The sequence below is a fragment of the Verrucosispora sp. WMMA2044 genome, from assembly GCF_027497155.1.
GTDB lineage: Bacteria > Actinomycetota > Actinomycetes > Mycobacteriales > Micromonosporaceae > Micromonospora > Micromonospora palythoicola.
The window spans coordinates 1,328,688-1,348,285 of record NZ_CP114913.1 but is presented as its reverse complement, the minus strand read 5'-3'; the positions used below and the strand labels follow the sequence as shown (position 1 = coordinate 1,348,285).

Annotated in this window: 18 protein-coding genes; 7 read left to right on the top strand and 11 right to left on the bottom strand. The window is 71.3% G+C overall.

Features of this window, described 5'->3' with window-relative positions; genetic code table 11:
* The first annotated feature begins 33 nt into the window (after positions 1-33).
* Positions 34-750, top strand: a complete 717-nt coding sequence (locus O3597_RS06185; RefSeq protein ID WP_281603484.1) for a maleylpyruvate isomerase family mycothiol-dependent enzyme — start codon at positions 34-36, stop codon at positions 748-750.
* 6 nt (positions 751-756) lie between these two features.
* A complete protein-coding gene (locus O3597_RS06180; RefSeq protein WP_281603483.1) occupies positions 757-1,410 on the top strand; it encodes an MBL fold metallo-hydrolase in 654 nt (217 codons plus the stop codon).
* A 12-nt stretch (positions 1,411-1,422) separates the two neighbouring features.
* Here the strand turns inward: O3597_RS06180 and O3597_RS06175 are convergent, their stop codons facing one another.
* Together O3597_RS06175 and O3597_RS06170 are read right to left on the bottom strand one after the other, a co-directional pair.
* A complete protein-coding gene (locus O3597_RS06175; RefSeq protein ID WP_164448299.1) occupies positions 1,423-1,746 on the bottom strand; it encodes a nuclear transport factor 2 family protein in 324 nt (107 codons plus the stop codon).
* 135 nt (positions 1,747-1,881) lie between these two features.
* Positions 1,882-2,490 (bottom strand): VTT domain-containing protein, encoded by a 609-nt coding sequence (locus O3597_RS06170; protein WP_281603482.1) that lies wholly within the window; start codon positions 2,488-2,490, stop codon positions 1,882-1,884.
* 235 nt (positions 2,491-2,725) lie between these two features.
* Between O3597_RS06170 and O3597_RS06165 the strand changes: the two genes are divergently transcribed.
* Positions 2,726-2,929, top strand: coding sequence for a cold-shock protein (locus O3597_RS06165; RefSeq protein ID WP_164448301.1), 204 nt, complete (start codon positions 2,726-2,728; stop codon positions 2,927-2,929).
* 78 nt (positions 2,930-3,007) lie between these two features.
* Here O3597_RS06165 and O3597_RS06160 read toward each other — a convergent pair whose 3' ends face one another.
* The 3 genes from O3597_RS06160 to O3597_RS06150 all read right to left on the bottom strand — a co-directional run bounded on the left by O3597_RS06160 (position 3,008) and on the right by O3597_RS06150 (position 6,263).
* On the bottom strand, positions 3,008-3,904 hold the full coding sequence (locus O3597_RS06160; RefSeq protein WP_164448302.1) for a hypothetical protein: 897 nt from the start codon (positions 3,902-3,904) through the stop codon (positions 3,008-3,010).
* 163 nt (positions 3,905-4,067) lie between these two features.
* Positions 4,068-5,744: a CocE/NonD family hydrolase gene (locus O3597_RS06155; RefSeq protein WP_164448303.1), complete on the bottom strand. Its 1,677-nt coding sequence runs from the start codon at positions 5,742-5,744 to the stop codon at positions 4,068-4,070.
* Positions 5,745-5,747: 3 nt separating this feature from the next.
* Entirely contained in the window at positions 5,748-6,263 is a 516-nt protein-coding gene (locus O3597_RS06150) for a MarR family transcriptional regulator (protein WP_164448395.1), read from the bottom strand.
* Positions 6,264-6,427: 164 nt separating this feature from the next.
* Between O3597_RS06150 and O3597_RS06145 the strand changes: the two genes are divergently transcribed.
* On the top strand, positions 6,428-8,557 hold the full coding sequence (locus O3597_RS06145; RefSeq protein WP_281603481.1) for an MMPL family transporter: 2,130 nt from the start codon (positions 6,428-6,430) through the stop codon (positions 8,555-8,557).
* Here the strand turns inward: O3597_RS06145 and O3597_RS06140 are convergent.
* Both O3597_RS06140 and O3597_RS06135 read right to left on the bottom strand, forming a co-directional pair.
* Positions 8,503-9,405 carry a transglycosylase SLT domain-containing protein gene (locus O3597_RS06140; RefSeq protein WP_281603480.1) on the bottom strand — a complete coding sequence of 301 codons (903 nt, stop codon included), beginning with the start codon at positions 9,403-9,405 and terminating at the stop codon, positions 8,503-8,505. The two genes, O3597_RS06145 and O3597_RS06140, sit on opposite strands and share 55 nt — an antisense overlap.
* A 162-nt stretch (positions 9,406-9,567) precedes the next feature.
* Positions 9,568-10,920, bottom strand: a complete 1,353-nt coding sequence (locus tag O3597_RS06135) for a DedA family protein (protein ID WP_281603479.1) — start codon at positions 10,918-10,920, stop codon at positions 9,568-9,570.
* 124 nt (positions 10,921-11,044) lie between these two features.
* Here O3597_RS06135 and typA point away from each other — a divergent pair, with 124 nt between their 5' ends.
* The gene (gene typA, locus O3597_RS06130) at positions 11,045-12,913 is read left to right on the top strand and encodes a translational GTPase TypA (RefSeq protein WP_164448306.1); all 1,869 of its coding nucleotides are present in this window, start codon (positions 11,045-11,047) and stop codon (positions 12,911-12,913) included.
* 8 nt (positions 12,914-12,921) lie between these two features.
* The gene (locus O3597_RS06125) at positions 12,922-13,824 is read left to right on the top strand and encodes a serine hydrolase (protein ID WP_281603478.1); all 903 of its coding nucleotides are present in this window, start codon (positions 12,922-12,924) and stop codon (positions 13,822-13,824) included.
* Here O3597_RS06125 and O3597_RS06120 read toward each other — a convergent pair.
* Positions 13,778-14,590 (bottom strand): tyrosine-protein phosphatase, encoded by an 813-nt coding sequence (locus O3597_RS06120; RefSeq protein ID WP_281603477.1) that lies wholly within the window; start codon positions 14,588-14,590, stop codon positions 13,778-13,780. The genes O3597_RS06125 and O3597_RS06120 overlap by 47 nt on opposite strands.
* Before the next feature lie 140 nt (positions 14,591-14,730).
* Positions 14,731-15,729, bottom strand: a complete 999-nt coding sequence (locus O3597_RS06115) for a TerC family protein (RefSeq protein WP_164448309.1) — start codon at positions 15,727-15,729, stop codon at positions 14,731-14,733.
* 193 nt (positions 15,730-15,922) lie between these two features.
* Between O3597_RS06115 and O3597_RS06110 the strand changes: the two genes are divergently transcribed.
* A complete protein-coding gene (locus O3597_RS06110; protein WP_164448396.1) occupies positions 15,923-16,216 on the top strand; it encodes an antibiotic biosynthesis monooxygenase family protein in 294 nt (97 codons plus the stop codon).
* 163 nt (positions 16,217-16,379) lie between these two features.
* On the opposite strand, the gene O3597_RS06105 is transcribed toward O3597_RS06110, so the two are convergent.
* Entirely contained in the window at positions 16,380-17,234 is an 855-nt protein-coding gene (locus tag O3597_RS06105; RefSeq protein ID WP_164448310.1) for a helix-turn-helix transcriptional regulator, read from the bottom strand.
* Between the two features lie 109 nt (positions 17,235-17,343).
* Positions 17,344-19,452 (bottom strand): excinuclease ABC subunit UvrB, encoded by a 2,109-nt coding sequence (gene uvrB / locus O3597_RS06100; RefSeq protein WP_164448311.1) that lies wholly within the window; start codon positions 19,450-19,452, stop codon positions 17,344-17,346.
* Positions 19,453-19,598: the final 146 nt, after the last annotated feature.

Sequence of the window (19,598 nt, the reverse complement as noted above, 5' to 3'; positions counted from 1 at the left end):
ACGCGGTGGGCGCGGGCCACTAGGGTCAGCAGCGTGACCCTGGACCCGCTGCTGCTGACCGGCGACGTCGACGACGCCACGGCGCGTCTGCTGCGGACGGCGGCCACCTTCGACGCCGCCGACCTCGCGGCCCCGTCCCTGCTTCCGGGATGGAGTCGAGGACACGTGCTCACCCACGTCTGTCGCAATGCCGACGGCTTCGTCAACCTGCTCACCTCGGCGCGAACCGGAGCGCCGATCCCGATGTACGCCAGCGCCGCGGCCCGGACCGCCGACATCGAGGCGGGTGCCGCGCGTGCGTCGGAGGAGCACCTGGACGACCTGCGACGCAGCGCGGACCGGTTCGCCGAGGCCGTCGCCGCGATGCCGGTGTCGGCGTGGGGTGCCAACGTGGAGACCCGGCACGGCTCGCGGCCGGCGGCCCTGCTCGTCTGGGGCCGGCTGCGGGAGCTGGAGATCCACCACGTCGACCTGGCCGCCGGCTACCGGCACACGGACTGGGCACCGGACTTCGGTCACCGACTGCTGCACGAGGTGACCAGCGGCTTCGCCGACCGCAGCGACGTACCGGCGATGGTGCTGCGCTTCGACGGCAGCGGCCACGAACTGGTGCTCGGCGATCGGGTGCAGGCACCGGTCGTCGCGGGTTCGGCCGCCGAACTCGCCGCGTGGCTGACCGGTCGCGACCCCGGCACGACCCTGACCGTCACCCCCGACGGACAGCTGCCCCGCCCACCCGAATGGATCTAGGAAGCCATGACCTACAGCGGAGAAGTCACCCCCGGCGGTCCGCCGGCGGTACGCGAACTCGACCGGCTGACCATCACCAAGGTGTCGGTCGGTCCGATGGACAACAACGCGTACCTGCTGCGCTGCGGCAGCACCGGTGAGCAGGTGCTGATCGACGCCGCCAACGAGGCGCCCCGCCTGCTGGAGCTGATCGGCGACGCAGGCCTCGCCGCGGTGGTGACCACCCATCAGCACATGGACCACTGGGTCGGTCTGGAGGAGGTCGTGGCCAAGACCGGCGCCCGTGCGTTGGTGCACGCCGACGACGCGGAGGGGCTGCCGATCGAGGCGCAGACCCTCACCGACGGCGACGAGGTGCCGGTCGGCGACTGTGCCCTGGAGGTCATCCACGTCCGGGGCCACACCCCGGGCTCGGTGGCGTTGCTCTACCGCGACCCCGCCGGCGTGCCGCACCTGTTCACCGGCGACAGCCTCTTCCCCGGTGGGGTCGGCAACACCGACCGGGATCCGCAGCGGTTCGCCGCGCTGATCGACGATGTCGAGCACAAGCTGTTCGACCGGCTGCCCGACGAGACCTGGTTCTACCCCGGGCACGGCCGGGACTCGACGCTCGGCGCGGAACGCCCCCACCTGGCCGAGTGGCGCGCCCGTGGCTGGTGACCGCCGCGCCGGTCAGGGCGCGATGCGCAGGCGCCGGATCTGGTTGTCGTCGTAGTCCTCGAAGCGGTACCGCAGGCCGGCGAAGGGACTGCCGGGGAAGTCGCCGGTGATGGTGGCGGTCACCACCGTCCCCTCCGGCGTCTGCGCCACGTCGGTGATCTCGTACGACACCAGCGGCACCTCCTGCCGCCAGGCCCGGATCTCGGCGATGCCCGCGTAGGTCCTGCCCTCGTCCTCGACCACGGCGTCGGGGGCGAAGAGCGCGAAGTAGGCGTCGCTGTCGGCCTCGCCGGCGAGCGCGAAGTAGCGACGGATGAGTGGCGGTGCGGCGCTCATGGCGGAACTCCTCACGGAAGCGCGTCGTGCAGCTCTGCGGACCTGCACGATCCTGCCGCACGGGTGCGACGACCACCCCCGGTTCGATCAGTTCCAGGACCGCCTGGCGGCGTTGACCGGCCCTGACCAGCGGGGTCAGCGGGCGACGGTGCGCAACCGTCGCCGGGTGCCGAGCAACACCAGGGCCGCCAGCAGCAGTCCGCCGGCCATGGTCACCAGCAGTGGACTCGCGCCGGCGGGCAGCAGCCCGGCCAGTGTCCGCGACGCGGTACCCACCGCCAGGTAGAGGCCGGTCCAGCCGGTGGCACCGAGCGCCGCGAACCCGAGGAACCGCCGGTACGACATGTGCAGCCCGCCCGCGGCCAGCGGCAGCAGCGCGTTGAACACCGGCAGGAAGGGCGCGATCAGCACCAGTCGACCGCCGTCGCGGCGCAGGATGCCCTCCGCCGCCGCCCACCGCGTCTCGCCGACCCATCCGCCGAAGCGGCTGTGCCGCAACCGGTCGCCCCACAACCGACCGACGAGGAAGCTCAGCGACCAGCCGGTGAGGCAACCGGTGACCACGGCGACGAAGGTCGCCAGCCCGGTGGTGGGGGTGCCGACGGCCACGGCGGCGAGCACCGCCACGTCACCGGGCACCAGGACCCCGAACAGCGGCACCGCGTCGAAGAGCATGACCACCCCGAGCACTGCCATCAGCACCACCACGGGAAGCTCTCCGACCTGGGCCAACTGGTCCACCATGTCCCGTACGCTAGGGCCTGTCCGCCACTGCGGACATCCGGTTTCCTTCCCTATCTCGCGACGGAGCCCCTGAGGGTGAACCCCGACCGCGCCCGTCGGTCGGCGCCATCCGCCGCATCACCTGAGGCGCTTCGCCCGGCAAATCCGCTATTCACCGGTTACTGTCGGGAAGGTACTGGGCGATCACCGGCACGGAAGCCGACGGTCGCCCGCATGGAACAGGGAGAGAGTACGCATGGCAACCGGCACCGTGAAGTGGTTCAACTCCGAAAAGGGCTTCGGCTTCATCGAGCAGGACGGCGGAGGGCCCGACGTCTTCGTCCACTACTCGGCCATCCAGTCCAGCGGTTACCGAGAGCTGGGTGAGGGCCAGAAGGTCGAGTTCGACGTGACCCAGGGGCAGAAGGGCCCGCAGGCGGACAACGTCCGTCCGCTCTGACTCGTACCGGTCCCGCGGGGCTGATCGCACGGCGGTGAGTGGCGGCCGGTACCGGCCGCCACTCGTCGGGACGTCGCCTCAGGCCGCCAGCCGCCGACTCAACTCACTGACGACCTGTTCCGCCACGGTTGGCGGAATCGCCGCCGCGATCTCCTGCGGGGAGAGACCGGCCAGCACACCGGTGACGATCGCCTGCTCGTCGGTGAAGTCCCGGTTCATCAGTGAGTTCACCGTGCTCTGCAGCGCGGTGAGCTGGGCGCCGATGCTGCGCAGTGTCGGGTGGGAGACCCGGAAGTCGGGGTCCGTGTGGTCCTCGCCCATGGTTGTCCGGGTGTAGGTCTGCCCGATGGGGTTGCGTCCGTCCAGCACGGTGAGGTTGCGGTGGACGGTCCTGAGCCAGTTGTGCTCCTCGGGTGTCATCTCGTTCTCCCCCTCCTCGGGGTTCAGCAGTCCGATGGTGGTCAGGTAGCGGCGGAACAGGGGCCGCTGGTCGCGGTTCGCCTTGATTGAGTCCCGGAAGAAGCTGAAGTGGGTGTGCCACAGGTGGGACCGGTCGCCGGTGCTGCGTCGACCGAGCCGGTCCCAGCGCCGGACCACGTTGCCGTCCGGCGAATAGATGATCTCGCGGATGTCGCGGGTGTCCGGGGCGTTGGCGACGCACTGCGCCACGCACCAGGTCGAGAACGTGAACAGGTCGTGGGTACGGCCACCGGAGTTGAGCCGAAACGTTCCCACGTCCAGGGCGGCGGCGTCGAGGGTCAGTCCGTTGCGGTCGCGGGGTGACTCGACCACCGAGTAGTCGTTGGTGACGACCCGGTCCGACCCGCAGTGGTAGCCCCCTCGGTGGTTGGCGTCGCCGACGATGCCGACCTCGTTGGGTTCGAGGTCGGCGTCGCGGCTGCGGTTGGGATCGCGGTTGAGATGCTCAAGCAGCAGACGACGAACGGCGAGAAGATTTGCCGGTGCCCGCGTCATGGATCCCCCTTCGTTTACTCGTCGGGGACCAGGCACGACAGTGACACCGCTTACGCGGTGGAGAGGCTCACCGGCGGGCCCGGCCAATCGGGTGCACGGCGCCGGGCGTATCACCACGATAGCTCGCTCTTTTGGTATATGCCCAGCTCAGGGCCGCCCTGATTCAGCTTGGAGAAGCCTGGGAGGCAGAGTGGACGACCGGTAGGACCACTGCGGACGGATGATCCGGGTCGTGCATGATCTCCCGGAATCCACGACGGAGTGTGACAGCCGCGCCGAGAGGTTCGCCGGTGCCGGGGTTGCGCGCGTAGCGGGGATGAGCCCCGCCGGAGACCTGGAGCCGCAGTCGGTGCCCGGGGGCGAAGCGGTGGGCGGTCGGCCACATCTCGACCGGCACCACGACCGCGCCGGTGCCGTCGGCGGGAAACCGCTGCGGATCGAGCCGGACCAACCCGTCGCAGACGTTCCACGAACGCCCCCGGGCGTCCACGTCGCACAGCCGGACGAAAACGTCCAGGTACGTCAGCTCACTGCGCAGATGGATCTCGGCGCGTACCGGCCCGACCACCTCGATCGCGGCGGTCAACGGCTCGCTGGTCCAGGTCAACACGTCGGGCCGGGCCTCGACCGGACGGTTGTCGAACGGTCCGGCCCGCTGGGCCACCAGCAGTGGGCCGCCGAGCGACGGCGTCGGGTCGGCCGGGTCGTACCAGAATCCGTCCGGCGGCGACGGCACCGGGTCCGCGGGGCTGAGAGCCGCCGCCGGATGCAGGTACCACCGGACGACGTCCGCGGGTGGCGGCCAGTCGGGCAGATCGCGCCAGCCGCCGCCCGCGCCGCCGACGTGCAGACGCACGGCCGCGTCGGCCGGGTGAGCGGCCTCGCCGGCCCCCTCGTCGGACAGATGTGTGTCGAGCCAGCGCAGACCCTCGCGCAGAGCGGCGACGAACAGTCCCGGGCTGCCGTGGGTCCACGGCCCGACCACCAGGCGCGGTCGGGCGCCGGTGGCCCGCAGCGCGGTGTAGTCGCGCAGCTGGGCCGGCAGGAAGATGTCGTGCCAGCCGCTGACCATCGCCACCGGCGCGCCGACCAGGTGCAGTCGGTCGTCGAAGACCCGGCTGCGCCAGTAGTCGGCCTGCGGGGTGTGGTGCCTCAGCCACTCCTGAAAGAACGGCACGGTGACCCCGGTGGCGACCCGGTCGGCCTCGATCAACGGAAGGTGGGCCAGGGCGGCGGCCAGTCTCGGCTGGCCGCGCTTGAGCTCCCACTGGCGGGCCAGCCACGGCACGGTCTGCGCCTGCAGCAGCTCCGCCCAGGTCAGCACCGTGTCCAGGGCGAACGACTCCCCCGCGTAGGTGGAGTCGCGGGTGGTCGAGGCGGTGGCGACCGCGACCATGGCCCGCAGTTGCGGGCCGGCGTCCGCCGCGAGCGCCCACTGCACGAATCCCTGGTAGCTGGCGCCGAACATGCCGAACGCGCCGGTCCACCACCGCTGCCGGCGCAGCCAGTCGAGCGTGTCCAGGCCGTCGTCGCGTTCGTGCACGAACGGCTGGAACTCACCACCCGAGCCGCCGGTGCCCCGACAGGACTGGATGACCACGTGGAATCCCTGCTCGGCGGCGAGCCGGCAGAGCAGCCGCATCGGCCCGGCCCGACCGTACGGGGTACGGATCAGCACGGTGGGCGCGGCGGGCAGGTCGGGGGCGTAGTGGTCGGTGCGCAGGATCACACCGTCGCGTACCCGCAGGGCGATGTCCCGGGTGACGGTGACCCGTCGGGTCCGCGCCGGTGGCAGTCGCAGGGCGGCGGCGGCGAGTCCGGCCGCCAGACGATCCAGCACGACTCACTCCGACCGGCGTCGGTGCGGCTCGGTGCGGGCGGCACGGACCTCGTCCCGGTGCTCCCGCAGGGAGGCGCCCATCGCCGTCATGAACCGGTACACCACCTCCAGCTCGTCGTCGCCGAACCCGGCCATCACCCGGTCGGTGCGCTCGCCCAGTGGCCGGAAGAAGCCCATCGCCAGTTCGGCGCCGCGTTCGGCGTAGCGCAGCAGCACCTTGCGCCGGTCCGTGGTGTCCCGGTCCCGGCGCAGGTGTCCGGCGCGTTCGAGCCGGTCGATCAGGGCGGTGACCGAGCCGGAGGAGAGGTCGAGATGTTCGCCGAGCCGGCCCGGCGTGATCGGATCGCCGAGCAGCTCGGCGTCCATCACGGCGATCAGTGCCTGCAGGTCGGTGGCGTTGAGGCCGTGCTGGCCGGCGAAGGCGTGCCCGACATGCTGTGCGTCCACCCCGTAGCGCCGCAGCTCAGCCGTGATCTCGGCGACCAGCACGTCCCGGCGCGTATCGCGCCTGCGGTACATACCGTGAGCTGCCACGTCCCGCGCTTCCTCCCGAGGTCCGGGTTCGCAGCATAGCCGAGCCGGAGCCGCGTCTCGGCCGTCGAGATTCTCCACCGGTTGCAGAAAATTTCTTGATGAGTGAAAATCTCGACTGTCTAGATACTTGCCGACTGGGGGTCGTCCTGATGTCCGTGTTCACCCGCGTGGCGGGCGGTCGCCTGAACGCCTTGCTCACCATCCTCGCGGCGCTGGCCGTGGGCACGGCCGTCTTCTGGTTGCCCACCCCCGACAACCCGGCACCCGTCTCCGCCACCGGCCTGTCCGCCCGCTGGCAGTCCACCCAGGTCGAGCGGTTGCAGGAGGAACTGCCGGCCAGCGACGTCCAGCCGGCCATCGTGGTGGTCACCCGTGACGACGGCGCGCCGCTGACCGACGGCGACCGCGCCGCCCTCACCGACGGCACCGGCTCCCTCGGCAGGCTCACCGTCGGCGGTCAGGTCTCTCCGCCGCAACTGTCTCCCGACGGCTCGGTCGCCCTGGTCGCCGTGCCGTTGAGCACCGAGGGCGGTCAGGATGCGGTCGCCGCCACCGTGGCCGAGGTCCGCGAGGCACTTGCCGCGCTACCGGCGGAGCTGACCGTCGAGGTGACCGGCGCGCCGGCCTTCACCGCCGACCTCACCAAGGTCTTCGAGGGTGCCGACACCACCCTGCTCGCGGTCACCGCCGCGGTCGTCGCGCTGCTGCTGCTCGTCACCTACCGCAGTCCGCTGCTGTGGATGGTGCCGCTGGCCGTCGTGGCGGCCACCGAACAGGTGGCGCTGCGGGCGCTCGACACGGTCATCCCCGCCGTCGGCATCAACTACGCCGGCGGAGCCGTCAGCGGCATCGCCAGCGTCCTCGTCTTCGGTGCCGCCACCAACTACGCCCTGCTACTGATCGCCCGATACCGGGAGGAACTACGCCGGGAAGCGGACCGCTTCGCGGCCATGCGGGCCGCGCTGCGCCGCACCGCCGAACCGATCCTCGCCAGCGGCGGCACAGTCATGCTCGGGGTGCTCACCCTGCTGCTCAGCGAGCGGGAACTCAACCGGGCCCTCGCCGTCGCCTGCGCCACCGGCATCCTGCTGGCCATGGCGTCGGCTCTGCTCGTGCTGCCGGCCGCGCTGGTGCTGCTCGGGCGGCGCCTGTTCTGGCCGTTCGTGCCCCGGGTCGGCAGCGAAGGCCGGGAAGGCCGGGTCTGGGGCCGCCTCGGCGCCGCCGTGATCCGCCGCCCGGTGCCGGTCGCGGCCCTGGCCACGCTGCTGCTGGCCGCACTCGCCCTGGGCAATCTCGGCCTGCGCACCGGACTGTCGGAGACCGAGCAGTTCCGGGTGCAGCCCGAGGCGGTCGCCGGGGCAGAGACCCTTGCCGGCGCGTTCCCCGCCGGCACCACCCAACCGGTGGCGGTGATGACCCGACCCGACACCGTGCCGGCGGTCACCGCGGCCGCCGCCGAGGTGCCCGGGGTGGCCTCCGCCCGCCCCGGCACCGCCGGCCCCACCGTCGCACAGGTCGACGTGGTGCTCGAGGCCGAGCCGGGTACCACCGCCTCCGACCGGACGCTGGCGGCTCTGCGGGACGCGGTCGCCGCCGTACCCGACTCGGCGCCACCCGCCGCCGCGGGCGGCGACACCCCGACCGGCGCCATCGTCGGCGGCACCGTGGCCGGCACGTACGACGCGGCGAAGGCCGACGCCGAGGACCTACGCGTCATCCTGCCGCTGATCCTGCTGCTGGTCGGCGCCGTGCTGGTGCTGCTGCTACGCGGCCTGCTCGCTCCGGTGCTGCTCGTGGTCACCGTCGTCGCCTCGTACTTCGCCAGCCTCGGTGGTGCCTGGCTGCTCTTCGACCACGTGCTCGGCTTCCCCGCGCTGGACACCACCGTGCCGCTGCTCGCCTTCGTCTTCCTGGTGGCGCTCGGCGTGGACTACAACATCTTCCTGGTCACCCGCGCCCGCGAGGACGCGCGCACCGCCGGCACCCGCGAGGGCATGCTCTCCGCACTAAGAGTCACCGGCGGCGTCATCACCAGCGCCGGCATCCTGCTGGCCGCCGTCTTCGCCGTCCTCGGCGTGCTACCGCTGATCACCCTGACCCAGATCGGGATCATCGTCTGCCTCGGTGTGCTGCTGGACACCCTGCTGGTCCGCACGGTCGTGGTCCCGGCCCTGGCGTTCCTGCTCGGGGAACGCTTCTGGTGGCCCGGCCGGATCAACCCGGATCAGAACCCGAGGCAGACGCACTCCGTCATCAACGCCCGGACGTTACGCACGTAGCTCGCGTTGGGGATGTTCAGCGGCTTACCCTCCGGGGCCACCGCGCCGTGCCCGTAGTTGTACGCGGCGATGACCGCGTTGAGCAGGCACGAGTCCAGCTCGGCGGTGCACAGGTCGGCGTCGAGCCGGTAGTCGGCGTCGAAGTACATGTCGCCGATGTACTTGGTCAGCCAGGCTAGAAAGGTGCCGCCGAGGTAGGCGTTGTCCCGGTAGTCCCACACGTCGTAGCTCTGCCCGAAACGCTGGTTCATCCAGGACGCGGTCTCCGGCATCACCTGCATCAGACCGATGCCCTTGTCGCAGGCCACGATGTTGGACTGCCAGCCGCTCTCCTGCCATGCCGTCGCCTTGATCAGGCTCACCGGGATGCGGATGTCCGGCGCCGACGTCGGCCAGTACGTCCGCCCGGCCGCCTCGGTCAGCGCCGCCTTTGCCTGCGCACGGCTGGCCTGGTCACCCTTGTAGCTGGGCTCGCAGTCGCTCGCGGGCGGCTTCGGCGGGTCCGGCGGCACCTGCTTCTCCGTCGGCGGCTTCGGCACCGTTCGGGGAGCGGTGGCCGTGGTGCGCTTCGGCTTCGGGCTCCGCTTCGCCGCCGACGGCGACGCGCTGGCGCTGGGGGTGGCCTTCGGCGCGGCACCCATCGACTCCACCGCCGACGGTGTCGCCGACGCGTCCTCCGGCACCGCCGAACCGCTGGGCTCCCCCGAAGCGTCCGGCAACTCCTCCGGCAGCGCGACCGGGGCCGGCACCTCCGCCGCCGGAGTGTCCACAGTGGCGCATCCAGCGCCGGCCAGCAGCAGCACCGCCGCGACCACCGCCACGCCCCGTCGTGCGACGCTGCGCCCCATGTCGACCTCCTCCGGCCGTGACCAACCCGCCGCACACTAACAGCTACCGTCGGTCGCGCGTGGCCCCGCGCGACCGTCGCCGAATCCACCCCGGACACCGCTGCCCGCCGTCGCGCGTAGCCCGCGCGACCGCCGAACCCAGCCCCGGCGACGGCACCGGCCTCACCGTGCGGCGGAGCCACGGCCGGACACCGCGCGGTCCCGGGTGGCCCAGGCCACCATGAACACCGCCGTCCAGGCGGCGCCGAGCAGCACCGCGCCGACGGTGCCGCTGGCGGTGCTCAGCCCGAGGTACAGCCGGGCACCGCCGATGGTGACGACCCCGACCGCCGCGACGGTCCACGCGGCCACCGCCACCGGCCATCGGGCGCCCCGCGACACCAGCCACGCCAGCGTGCACAGGCTCGCCGTCACCACCACGTTCTGCGTGGAGAACAGCACCACCCGCCCACCGGCGGCCAGGTCCGCCACGGCCGCGAGCACCACCAGCGGCACGAAGGCACCGACCGTGCCGACCACACTGAGCAGGTCAGCCCGCCAGGGCCGCTGCCGCCAGGCCTGCACCAGGGCCACCACCGCCACCATCACGATCAGCGACCAGCCACGCAGCAGCGACACCGCCGCCTGGGTCGCCTCCACCGCGTCGGGCGTACGACGGGCGGCGAACCAGCCGGCGATCACCCCGTCGACCAGGGCCAGGCCGCTGTGCCGGACCACCACCCGCAGCACCCACGCGATCACCAGCGCCACCACGAACAGCAGCAGCACCCCGGCCGCCAGGTTCGCCAGCAACGCCCACGCCGGCCCGAGACGCAGGCTCAGCAGGAAGAACAGCAGCCCGTAGCGGGCCGACAGCCACCGCAGCGGCGGCAGCCGGGCCGCCCGGGTCAGCAGCGCCCGCGCCGGGTCGGGGTTTCGGCCCAGCCATCGCCCGGCCAGCACCACCGCGACCAATGCGGCGACCAGCACCAGCACCGCTCCGGTGGCCCGGCCCAGCAGCCGGGAGACCGTCTCGTACGACTCCCCGGCCAGATGCCCGACCAGCACCGAGGCACCCACCCAGGTGCTCACCCCGGCCAGGTTCCACGGCGCGAACCGGCGGTACGACATGCCGGACGCACCGGCCAGCCGGGGCACCAGCGTGCGGGCGAACGCCACCCAGCGCGCGGTCAGCACACCCCGACCGCCCATCCGGTCGAGCATCGCGTCGGCACGCGCCCACCGCTGCGGCCCCACCCGCGCACCCCACCTGCTGGCCCGCAGCCGAGGCCCGTAGCGCCGGCCGGCCCGAAACGCCAGCGCGTCACCCAACGCGGCGGCGGCGATCATCACCAGCAGCGCCGGACCGAACCGCAGCGTGCCGGTGTACGTGAGAAAGCCCACCAGCAGCAGGGTCGCCTCGCCGGGGGCGACCAGCCCGATGATCAGTGCCGTCTCGGTGGCCACGATCAGCGCCGCCACGACGTAGATCAGCCACGGCGGCAGGCTCTGCACCGAACTGAGCAGATCGTGCACGGCGCCCCCGGATCACCTCGGCAGGACTGCCTTGCCAGTGTGACAGTGCGGTGTCGCGGGAGCGGGACCACCCGGGGTGACCCCGACGCCACGCCGCTACCGCCAAGGCGGGAGGATGGAGCCCATGCAGCTTCGCACGGACCTCCGCAACGTCGCCATCATCGCCCACGTCGACCACGGCAAGACCACCCTGGTCGACGCCATGCTGCGGCAGGCCGGCGCCTATGGCGCCCGGGGCGAGGTGACCGAGCGGGTGATGGACTCGATGGACCTGGAACGGGAGAAGGGCATCACCATCCTGGCCAAGAACACCGGGGTGCGCTACCTGCCCGCCGACGGCTCCGACCCGGTCACCATCAACATCATCGACACCCCGGGTCACGCGGACTTCGGCGGTGAGGTCGAGCGTGGCCTGACCATGGTCGACGGGGTGGTGCTGCTGGTCGACGCCAGCGAAGGTCCGCTGCCGCAGACCCGGTTCGTGCTGCGCAAGGCGCTCAAGGCCCGGATGCCGATCATCCTCGTGATCAACAAGGTGGACCGCCCGGACGCCCGGATCAAGGAGGTAGTCGACGACACCTACGAACTCTTCCTCGACCTCGACGCCGACGAGGAGCAGATCGACTTCCCGATCGTCTACGCCTGCGCTCGCGACGGCATCGCCTCCCTGACCCAGCCCGCCGACGGTTCGGTGCCGGACGACAGCCACAGCCTGGAGCCGCTGTTCCGCACCCTGCTGGACACCATCCCGCCGCCCGCGTACGACGAGAGCGCCCCGCTGCAGGCGCACGTCACCAACCTCGACGCCTCCCCGTTCCTCGGCCGCCTCGCGCTGTGCCGGGTGCGGCAGGGCACCATCGCCAAGGGCCAGTCGGTGGCCTGGTGCCGCACCGACGGCAGCACCCAGCGGGTCCGCATCTCCGAGCTGCTGATGACCGAGGGCCTGGAACGCAAGCCCGCCGACAGTGCCGGCCCGGGCGACATCATCGCGGTCGCCGGCATCCCCGAGATCATGATCGGCGAGACCCTCGCCGACGCCGAGAACCCGATCCCGCTGCCGCTGATCACCGTCGACGAGCCGGCGATCTCGATGACCATCGGCACCAACAACTCGCCGCTGGTCGGCCGGGTCAAGGGCGCCAAGGTCACCGCCCGGATGGTCAAGGACCGCCTGGACAAGGAACTCGTCGGCAACGTGTCGCTGCGGGTGCTGCCCACCGAGCGACCGGACGCCTGGGAGGTGCAGGGCCGGGGCGAGCTGGCCCTGGCGATCCTGGTGGAGCAGATGCGCCGCGAGTCGTTCGAGCTGACCGTCGGCAAGCCCCAGGTCGTCACCCGGGAGATCGACGGGCGGACCTGCGAGCCGGTGGAGCGACTCACCATCGACGCGCCGGACGAGTACCTCGGCGCGATCACCCAGCTGCTGGCCACCCGCAAGGGCCGGATGGAGCAGCTGGTCAACCACGGCACCGGCTGGATCCGGATGGAGTGGCTGGTGCCGGCCCGCGGTCTGATCGGCTTCCGCACCGAGTTCCTCACCGAGACCCGGGGCACCGGCATCCTGCACCACGTCTTCGAGTCGTACGAGCCGTGGTTCGGTGAGCTGCGGACCCGCAACAACGGCTCGCTGGTCGCCGACCGCTCCGGCAGCGTCACCGCGTTCGCGATGACAAACCTCCAGGAGCGCGGCCAGCTCTTCGTCGAGCCCGGCACCGAGGTGTACGAAGGCATGATCGTCGGGGAGAACTCCCGTTCCGACGACATGGACGTCAACATCACCAAGGAGAAGAAGCTCACGAACATGCGCTCGTCGACCGCCGACGAGACCGAGAAGCTGATCCCGCCGCGCAAGCTGTCGCTGGAGCAGGCCCTGGAGTTCTGCCGCGAGGACGAGTGCGTCGAGGTCACCCCGGCCGCCGTGCGCATCCGCAAGGTCGTGCTCGACCAGACCCAGCGGGCCCGCACCGCCGCCCGCCGCAAGCACGCCGGCTGAGGCGACCGATGGCCGCAGCCGATCTCCACGCGCGGCTGGACCGGGAGCCCGGCACGATCTCGGTGTACGCGGGGCGGCTCGACGCCCCACCCACCTGGACCCGGCAGGCCGAGGCCACCCACTACGCGGCGAGCACGATGAAGTTGGCCGTGCTCGCCGCGCTGCACCGCGCCGCGGAGGCCGGCCACCTCGACCCGGACGCCCCGGTCGAGGTCGTCAACCGGTTCACCTCCGCCCGGCCGGACGCCCCGCCGTACTCCTGCCGTCGCGCCTACGACAACGACGGGGCCGTGTGGGACCGCCTCGGCGAGCAGGCGTCGCTGCGCTGGCTCGCCGAACGGATGATCGTCCGGTCCAGCAACCTCGCCACCAACCTGGTCATCGAACACGTCGGACTGCCCGCCGTGGCGCAGGTCTGGCAACGCGCCGGCGCCCGGCACAGCGTCACCGGGCGCGGCATCGAGGACTTCGCCGCCCGCGAGGCGCAGATCACCAACCTGGTCACCGCCGCCGACCTGGCCGCCCTGCTCGGCGCCGTCGCCACCGGCGCCACCCGCCCCGGTCCGATCGCCTCACCGGCCGGCTGCACCGCCATGCTGGACGTGCTCTGTGCCCAACAGATCCGTCAGGACATCGCCGAAGGGGTGCCAGCCGGCGTCCGACTCGCCCACAAGAACGGCTGGGTACGCGGCGTACGACACGGCGCGGCGGTGGTCTACCCCGCCGACGCCGAGGCCTACCTGCTCGTCGTCTGCACCACCGTCGGCGACGACCAGACCGACGCCCGGGCCGACGTCGACGCCAACCAGCTGGTGGCCGACATCTCCCGCGAGGTGTGGCAGGTCCGCCACGACCTCGGCACGCTCACTCCAGCAGGTTCGCCCGCAGCGCCGCCACCGTCTCCTCGGTGATCCCCAGACCGTCGCGCAGGTACGCCCCGAACGACCCGTGCACCTGCCGCACCTGTGCGTACGCGGCGTCGAGGTACTCCGGGCGGACCTCCAGCACCGGCCGGACCGCCGCCTCGTCGAGGCCCGGGTGGCGCTGCCGCATCGCGTCGACGAGCACCTCGCGCAGGCTCTCCGTCAGCGGGTTGTGGGCCAGGTAGTCGGCGCGGATCGCGGCCTCGTCCACCCCCAGGGCGTGCAGCAGCACCACGGTCAGCCAACCGGTGCGGTCCTTGCCCGCCGAGCAGTGATAGACCAACGGCAGGTTACGCTCGTCGGCCACCAACCGCACGGCGGCGGCGAACCCCCGCCGGGCCGAGTCTCCGGTGACGAACCAGCGGTAGATGGCCGCCATCGCCGCCGGTGTCCCCTGCCGCGCCAGCTCCGCGTACTCGCTCAGTTCGTGGCCGAGCAGCACGGCCGAGACGTACGTGAAGACCGGATGCGCCGGGTCGTGCACCGGCAGGTGCACCACGGTCGGCTCGCCGACCAGCCGGTCCGGCGGCGCCACCGACACCTCGGACTCGGCGCGAAGGTCCACCACGCAGGCCGGTTCGAGCTTCGCCAGCACCGGCAGGTCCTCGTCGGTGAGCCGGCCCAACGCCGGCGTACGGATCAGCTGGCCGGGCCGCACCCGCCGGCCGGACACGCCGATCAGTCCACCGAGGTCCCGCGCGTTGGGCGCCCCGACGAGCGTCCAGTCCGAACCGCCCGCTCGCTGACTGGTCATATCGCCCCCTCATGTACAGGGTGCCGTACCCGATGATCGTTTCGAAAGGTGCCCGTCGCTCGAACGCGGCGGCGGGTGCCAACCGACGGACGCCGTCCGGCCGGGACGCGCCCGGTGCGGCACCGCGCCGACGGTAGGGCTCAGCGACGAGCTGAGGCCAGCTCGCGTCGCCGGTCCCGCGAGGATCTGACCAGGCTCGCCGCCGTGGCCACCGCCAGAGTGCCCAGGATGACCAGCAGCGACAGCCAGATCGGGATGTGCGGTGCCCACCCGACGTGCTCACCGTTGTTGATGAACGGGAGGTTGTTGTCCGCGAGCGCCTCCAGGATCAGCTTGACCCCGATGAAACCGAGCACCACCGCGAGGCCGTGGCTCAGGTAGATCAACCGGTCCAGCAGCCCGCCGAGAAGGAAGTAGAGCTGCCGCAGCCCCATCAGCGCGAAGACGTTTGCGGTGAAGACCAGGTACGGCTCCTGGGTGATCCCGAAGATCGCCGGAATCGAGTCGAGAGCGAAGATCAGGTCGGTGGTACCGATGGCGATCATGACGATGAGCATCGGGGTGAACAATCGCCGGCCGTTCTCCCGCACCGTGACCCGGGCACCCTCGTAACTCCGCGAGATGGGCAGCGCCCGCCGGCTCCAGCGGATGAGGACGTTCTCGGTGAACTCCTCCTCGCTCGACTCACCCTGCCGGGCGAGGTTGATCGCGGTGTAGATCAGGAACGCTCCGAAGACGTAGAAGACCCAGGTGAACTGCGAGATCAACGCGGCGCCGGCGGCGATGAAACCGCCCCGCATGACGAGCGCGAGGACGATGCCGATGAGCAGCACCTTCTGCTGGTACTGCCGGGGAACCGCGAAGCGGGCCATGATGATCACGAAGACGAAGAGGTTGTCCACCGAGAGGCTGTACTCGGTCAGCCAGCCGGTGTAGAACTGCCCCGCCACGCTCGCGCCGGCGGTGAGCCAGAGTCCGCCACCGAACAGCAGGGCCAACCCGACGTAGAAGGCGACCCAGAGACTCGACTCCCGCACGCTCGGCTCGTGAGGCCGGCGCCCGATGATGAGCAGGTCCACCACGAGGACCGTGGTCAGCGCCACGAGCGTAGCCGCCCACACCAGTCCGGACACGTTCACAGTTTCATTCCTCCGGCCGCCACCCAGCAACCGGCACACGGTACGCCCTACGCGCGGTGCCGGCCACCTCACCCCCGCTAGGCATCCTAGGAGGATGGGTTACTACGGTGGCTGGTCCGGCACGGGCGGCCAGCGGATGGGACAACCGACCGGCCCCGGCCTGGACCCGGCAGCGGTGTGGCAGGCTGCCGCCATGGTCCTCGAGGTTGCGCTCATCGACGTCATCCCCGGCCACGAGGAGGCGTTCGCCGCCGCCTACGCCCAGGGGCATCCGTTGCTCGCCGGCACGCCCGGCTGCCGCTCGGTACGCATGACCCGGGGCCTGGAGTCCCCCACCCGCTTCGTGCTGCTTGTCGAGTGGGACACCGTCGAGGCTCACGAGCGGAACTTCCGGGCCACGGAACGCTTCGTCGGCTGGCGGGAGTTGATCGGTCCGCACTTCGCCACCCCGCCGCGGGTCGAGCACTTCGTCGACGTGCCCGCCTGACCGACACCCGAGCACCACGCACCGAGTCGAGAAAGTGTCACACCGTCCACCTATCGTGCGTCTCGCGTCGGCACCGACCCCGACGGCTTCGGGGGCGCCGGGTCCGGTGCCGACGCCTTTGCGTGCGTGACCTGCCGACGCTGCGCACGACCGGGGCGATGTGTCACCCGTCGAGCCGGCGGGCCAGGGCCCGCAGCGTCTCCTCCTCCGGCAACGCCGTCTCCAGCAGGCAGTCGGTCATCCGTTCGTACCTGTCGACGTCCGTCGCGGTGGTCAGTCGCACATCCGTGGTCAGCGCCTCCAGCATCACCGTGCGCGGGTCCGCCGGGTCCGGGAAGGAGTAACAGGAGAAGGGGGTCAGCGGCAACGGGCGCCGGCCCGCACCGACCCGCAGCAGCCGGATCGTCACGTGCGGCAGCGCGGCCAGTTCGAGCAGCTGCGCCAACTGCTCGCGCCACACCTCCACCGGGTCGTCGCCCGGTTCACAGGCCAGCTCGGTGAGCAGCGCCGTGTAGCGGGGCGGTTCGACGCGGCGCAGCACCGCCTGCCGGGCGGCCCGGGCCCGCAGGTCGGCCTCCACGTCCACCGTCGCATCGATGAGCTGACCGGCGACGATGCGCAGTCGGGCGTACGCCGGGGTCTGCAGCAGGCCGGGCACGATCGCCGGCTGGTACTCCACGATGCCCGCCGCGCCGGCTTCGAGTTCGGCGTACGTGCGCTGCCGCTCGCCCATCTCCCCGAGCGACTTCCACCAGCCCCGACTGGTCGCGGCGTCCCGGGCGATGACGATCAGGGCGTCGCGCTGCCGCGACGGCACCTCGTAGACATCGAGCAGATCGAGCACGTCGGCCAGGTCGGGGCGGCTCTGCCCCAGCTCGATGCGGGACAGCTTGGAGGTGGACGCCCAACCGAGCCGCTCACACACCTGTTCCAGCGTCAGCGCCTCCCGCCGGCGTAGCTGACGCAGCTCGGCGCCCAGTCGCGCACGTCGAATGACCGGACTCGTTGGCAACGGCATCCCTGCCTCCCACCGAGGGAGAGTACGCACGGCGATCACTTAGCGCAATAGGACGCTCGCATTCCGCTATTCCCCCACCGTAGGAAGTGGATTGTCCAGCCGGCGGCGGCTATCGCACGCCAGCGGCGTCCATGCCGCGCAGCTCCTTCTTGAGGTCGGCGACCTCGTCGCGGATCCGGGCGGCCAACTCGAACTGCAGCTCCCGCGCGGCGGCCAGCATCTGGTCGTTGAGCTCCTGGATGAGCTGCGCCAGCTCGGCCCGTGCCATGCCCTCGCGCGCCGGGGTGGCCGCCCCGCCCCGGGCCCGGCTGCGGGTCTCCTTGACCGGCGCCTTACCCCGGGACAGCTGCCGCACCGCCCCACCGACCCGCGTCGCCTCGGTGTCCTCCGCCTCACGGTAGATGTCGTCGAGGATGTCGTGGATCTTCTTGCGCAGCGGCTCCGGGCTGACGCCGTGCGCCTCGTTGTGCGCGATCTGCTTGGCGCGACGCCGGTTCGTCTCCTCGATCGCGTCCGCCATCGACGGGGTGACCTTGTCGGCGTACATGTGCACCTGGCCGGAGACGTTACGGGCCGCCCGGCCGATGGTCTGGATCAACGACCGGCCGCTGCGCAGGAAGCCCTCCTTGTCCGCGTCCAGGATCGCCACCAGCGACACCTCGGGCAGGTCGAGGCCCTCCCGCAGCAGGTTGATGCCGACCAGCACGTCGTAGTCGCCACGGCGCAGCTCGCGCAGCAGCTCCACCCGGCGCAGCGTGTCGACCTCGGAGTGCAGGTATCGCACCCGGATGCCGTTCTCCAGGAGGTAGTCGGACAGGTCCTCGGCCATCTTCTTGGTCAGCGTGGTGACCAGCACCCGTTCGTCGCGCTCGGTACGCAGCTTGATCTCGTGCATCAGGTCGTCGATCTGCCCCTTGGTGGGCTTGACCACCACCTCCGGGTCGACCAGCCCGGTCGGGCGGATCACCTGCTCCACGAACTCGCCCTGGGCGTGCTCCAGCTCCCACGGACCCGGGGTCGCCGACAGGAAGACCATCTGGCCGACCCGCTCCAGGAACTCGTCGAACCGCAGCGGTCGGTTGTCGGCGGCGCTGGGCAGCCGGAATCCGTGGTCGATGAGCATCCGCTTGCGCGAGGCGTCGCCCTCGTACATGCCGCCGATCTGGGGAATCGTCACGTGCGACTCGTCGACCACGGTGAGGAAGTCGTCGGGGAAGTAGTCCAGCAGGCAGTGCGGCGGGCTGCCGGGCAGCCGGCCGTCGATGTGCATCGAGTAGTTCTCGATGCCCGAGCAGAAGCCCACCTGCCGCATCATCTCGATGTCGTACGTGGTGCGCATCCGCAGCCGCTGCGCCTCCAGCAGCTTGCCCTGCCGTTCCAGCTCGGCCAGCCGCTCGCCCAGCTCCGTCTCGATGTCGCGGACCGCCCGCTCCATCCGCTCCGGACCCGCCGCGTAGTGCGTCGCAGGGAAGATCAGCAGATGGTCCACCTCGCGCACCACGTCACCGGTCAACGGGTTGAGGTAGTAGAGCTTCTCCACCTCGTCGCCGAAGAGCTCGATGCGCACGGCGAGTTCCTCGTAGGCCGGAATGATCTCCAGCGTGTCGCCGCGGACCCGGAAGGTGCCGCGCTGGAAGGCCATGTCGTTGCGGGTGTACTGGATGTCGACCAGGCGACGCAGCAGCTGGTCCCGGTCGAGCTCCTGGCCGACCGCCACCCGTACCGCCCGGTCGAGGTACTCCTCCGGGGTGCCCAGCCCGTAGATCGCCGACACCGTCGCGACCACGACCACGTCGCGTCGGGTGAGCAGCGACATCGTCGCCGAGTGCCGCAGCCGCTCGACCTCCTCGTTGATCGAGGAGTCCTTCTCGATGTATGTGTCGGTCTGCGGGATGTACGCCTCGGGCTGGTAGTAGTCGTAGTACGAGACGAAGTACTCCACCGCGTTGTCCGGCAGCAGCTCGCTGAACTCCTTCGCCAACTGCGCGCAGAGCGTCTTGTTGGGGGCCAGCACCAGCGTGGGACGTTGCAGCCGCTCGATCAGCCAGGCGGTGGTGGCGCTCTTGCCCGTGCCGGTCGCGCCGAGCAGCACCGTGTGGCGGTCGCCGCGACGCACCCGCCGCTCCAGGTCGTCGATCGCCGCCGGCTGGTCACCGGCCGGCTGGAAATCACTGATGACCTGGAAACGGCCGTCGAGCCGGGGTATGTCGAGCGCCATGACCTCAACGGTACGCCGGGGCTCCGACAGTCAGAGCCGGTCCGCCCCGGCGACTACGTGCGGCATCTGATCGGCTTCGATATTCGCATTGTGTGGTTCTTCTCACCCCGCTACGCTTTTCCCGTAGGCCGCTCGCGGCGGCCGAC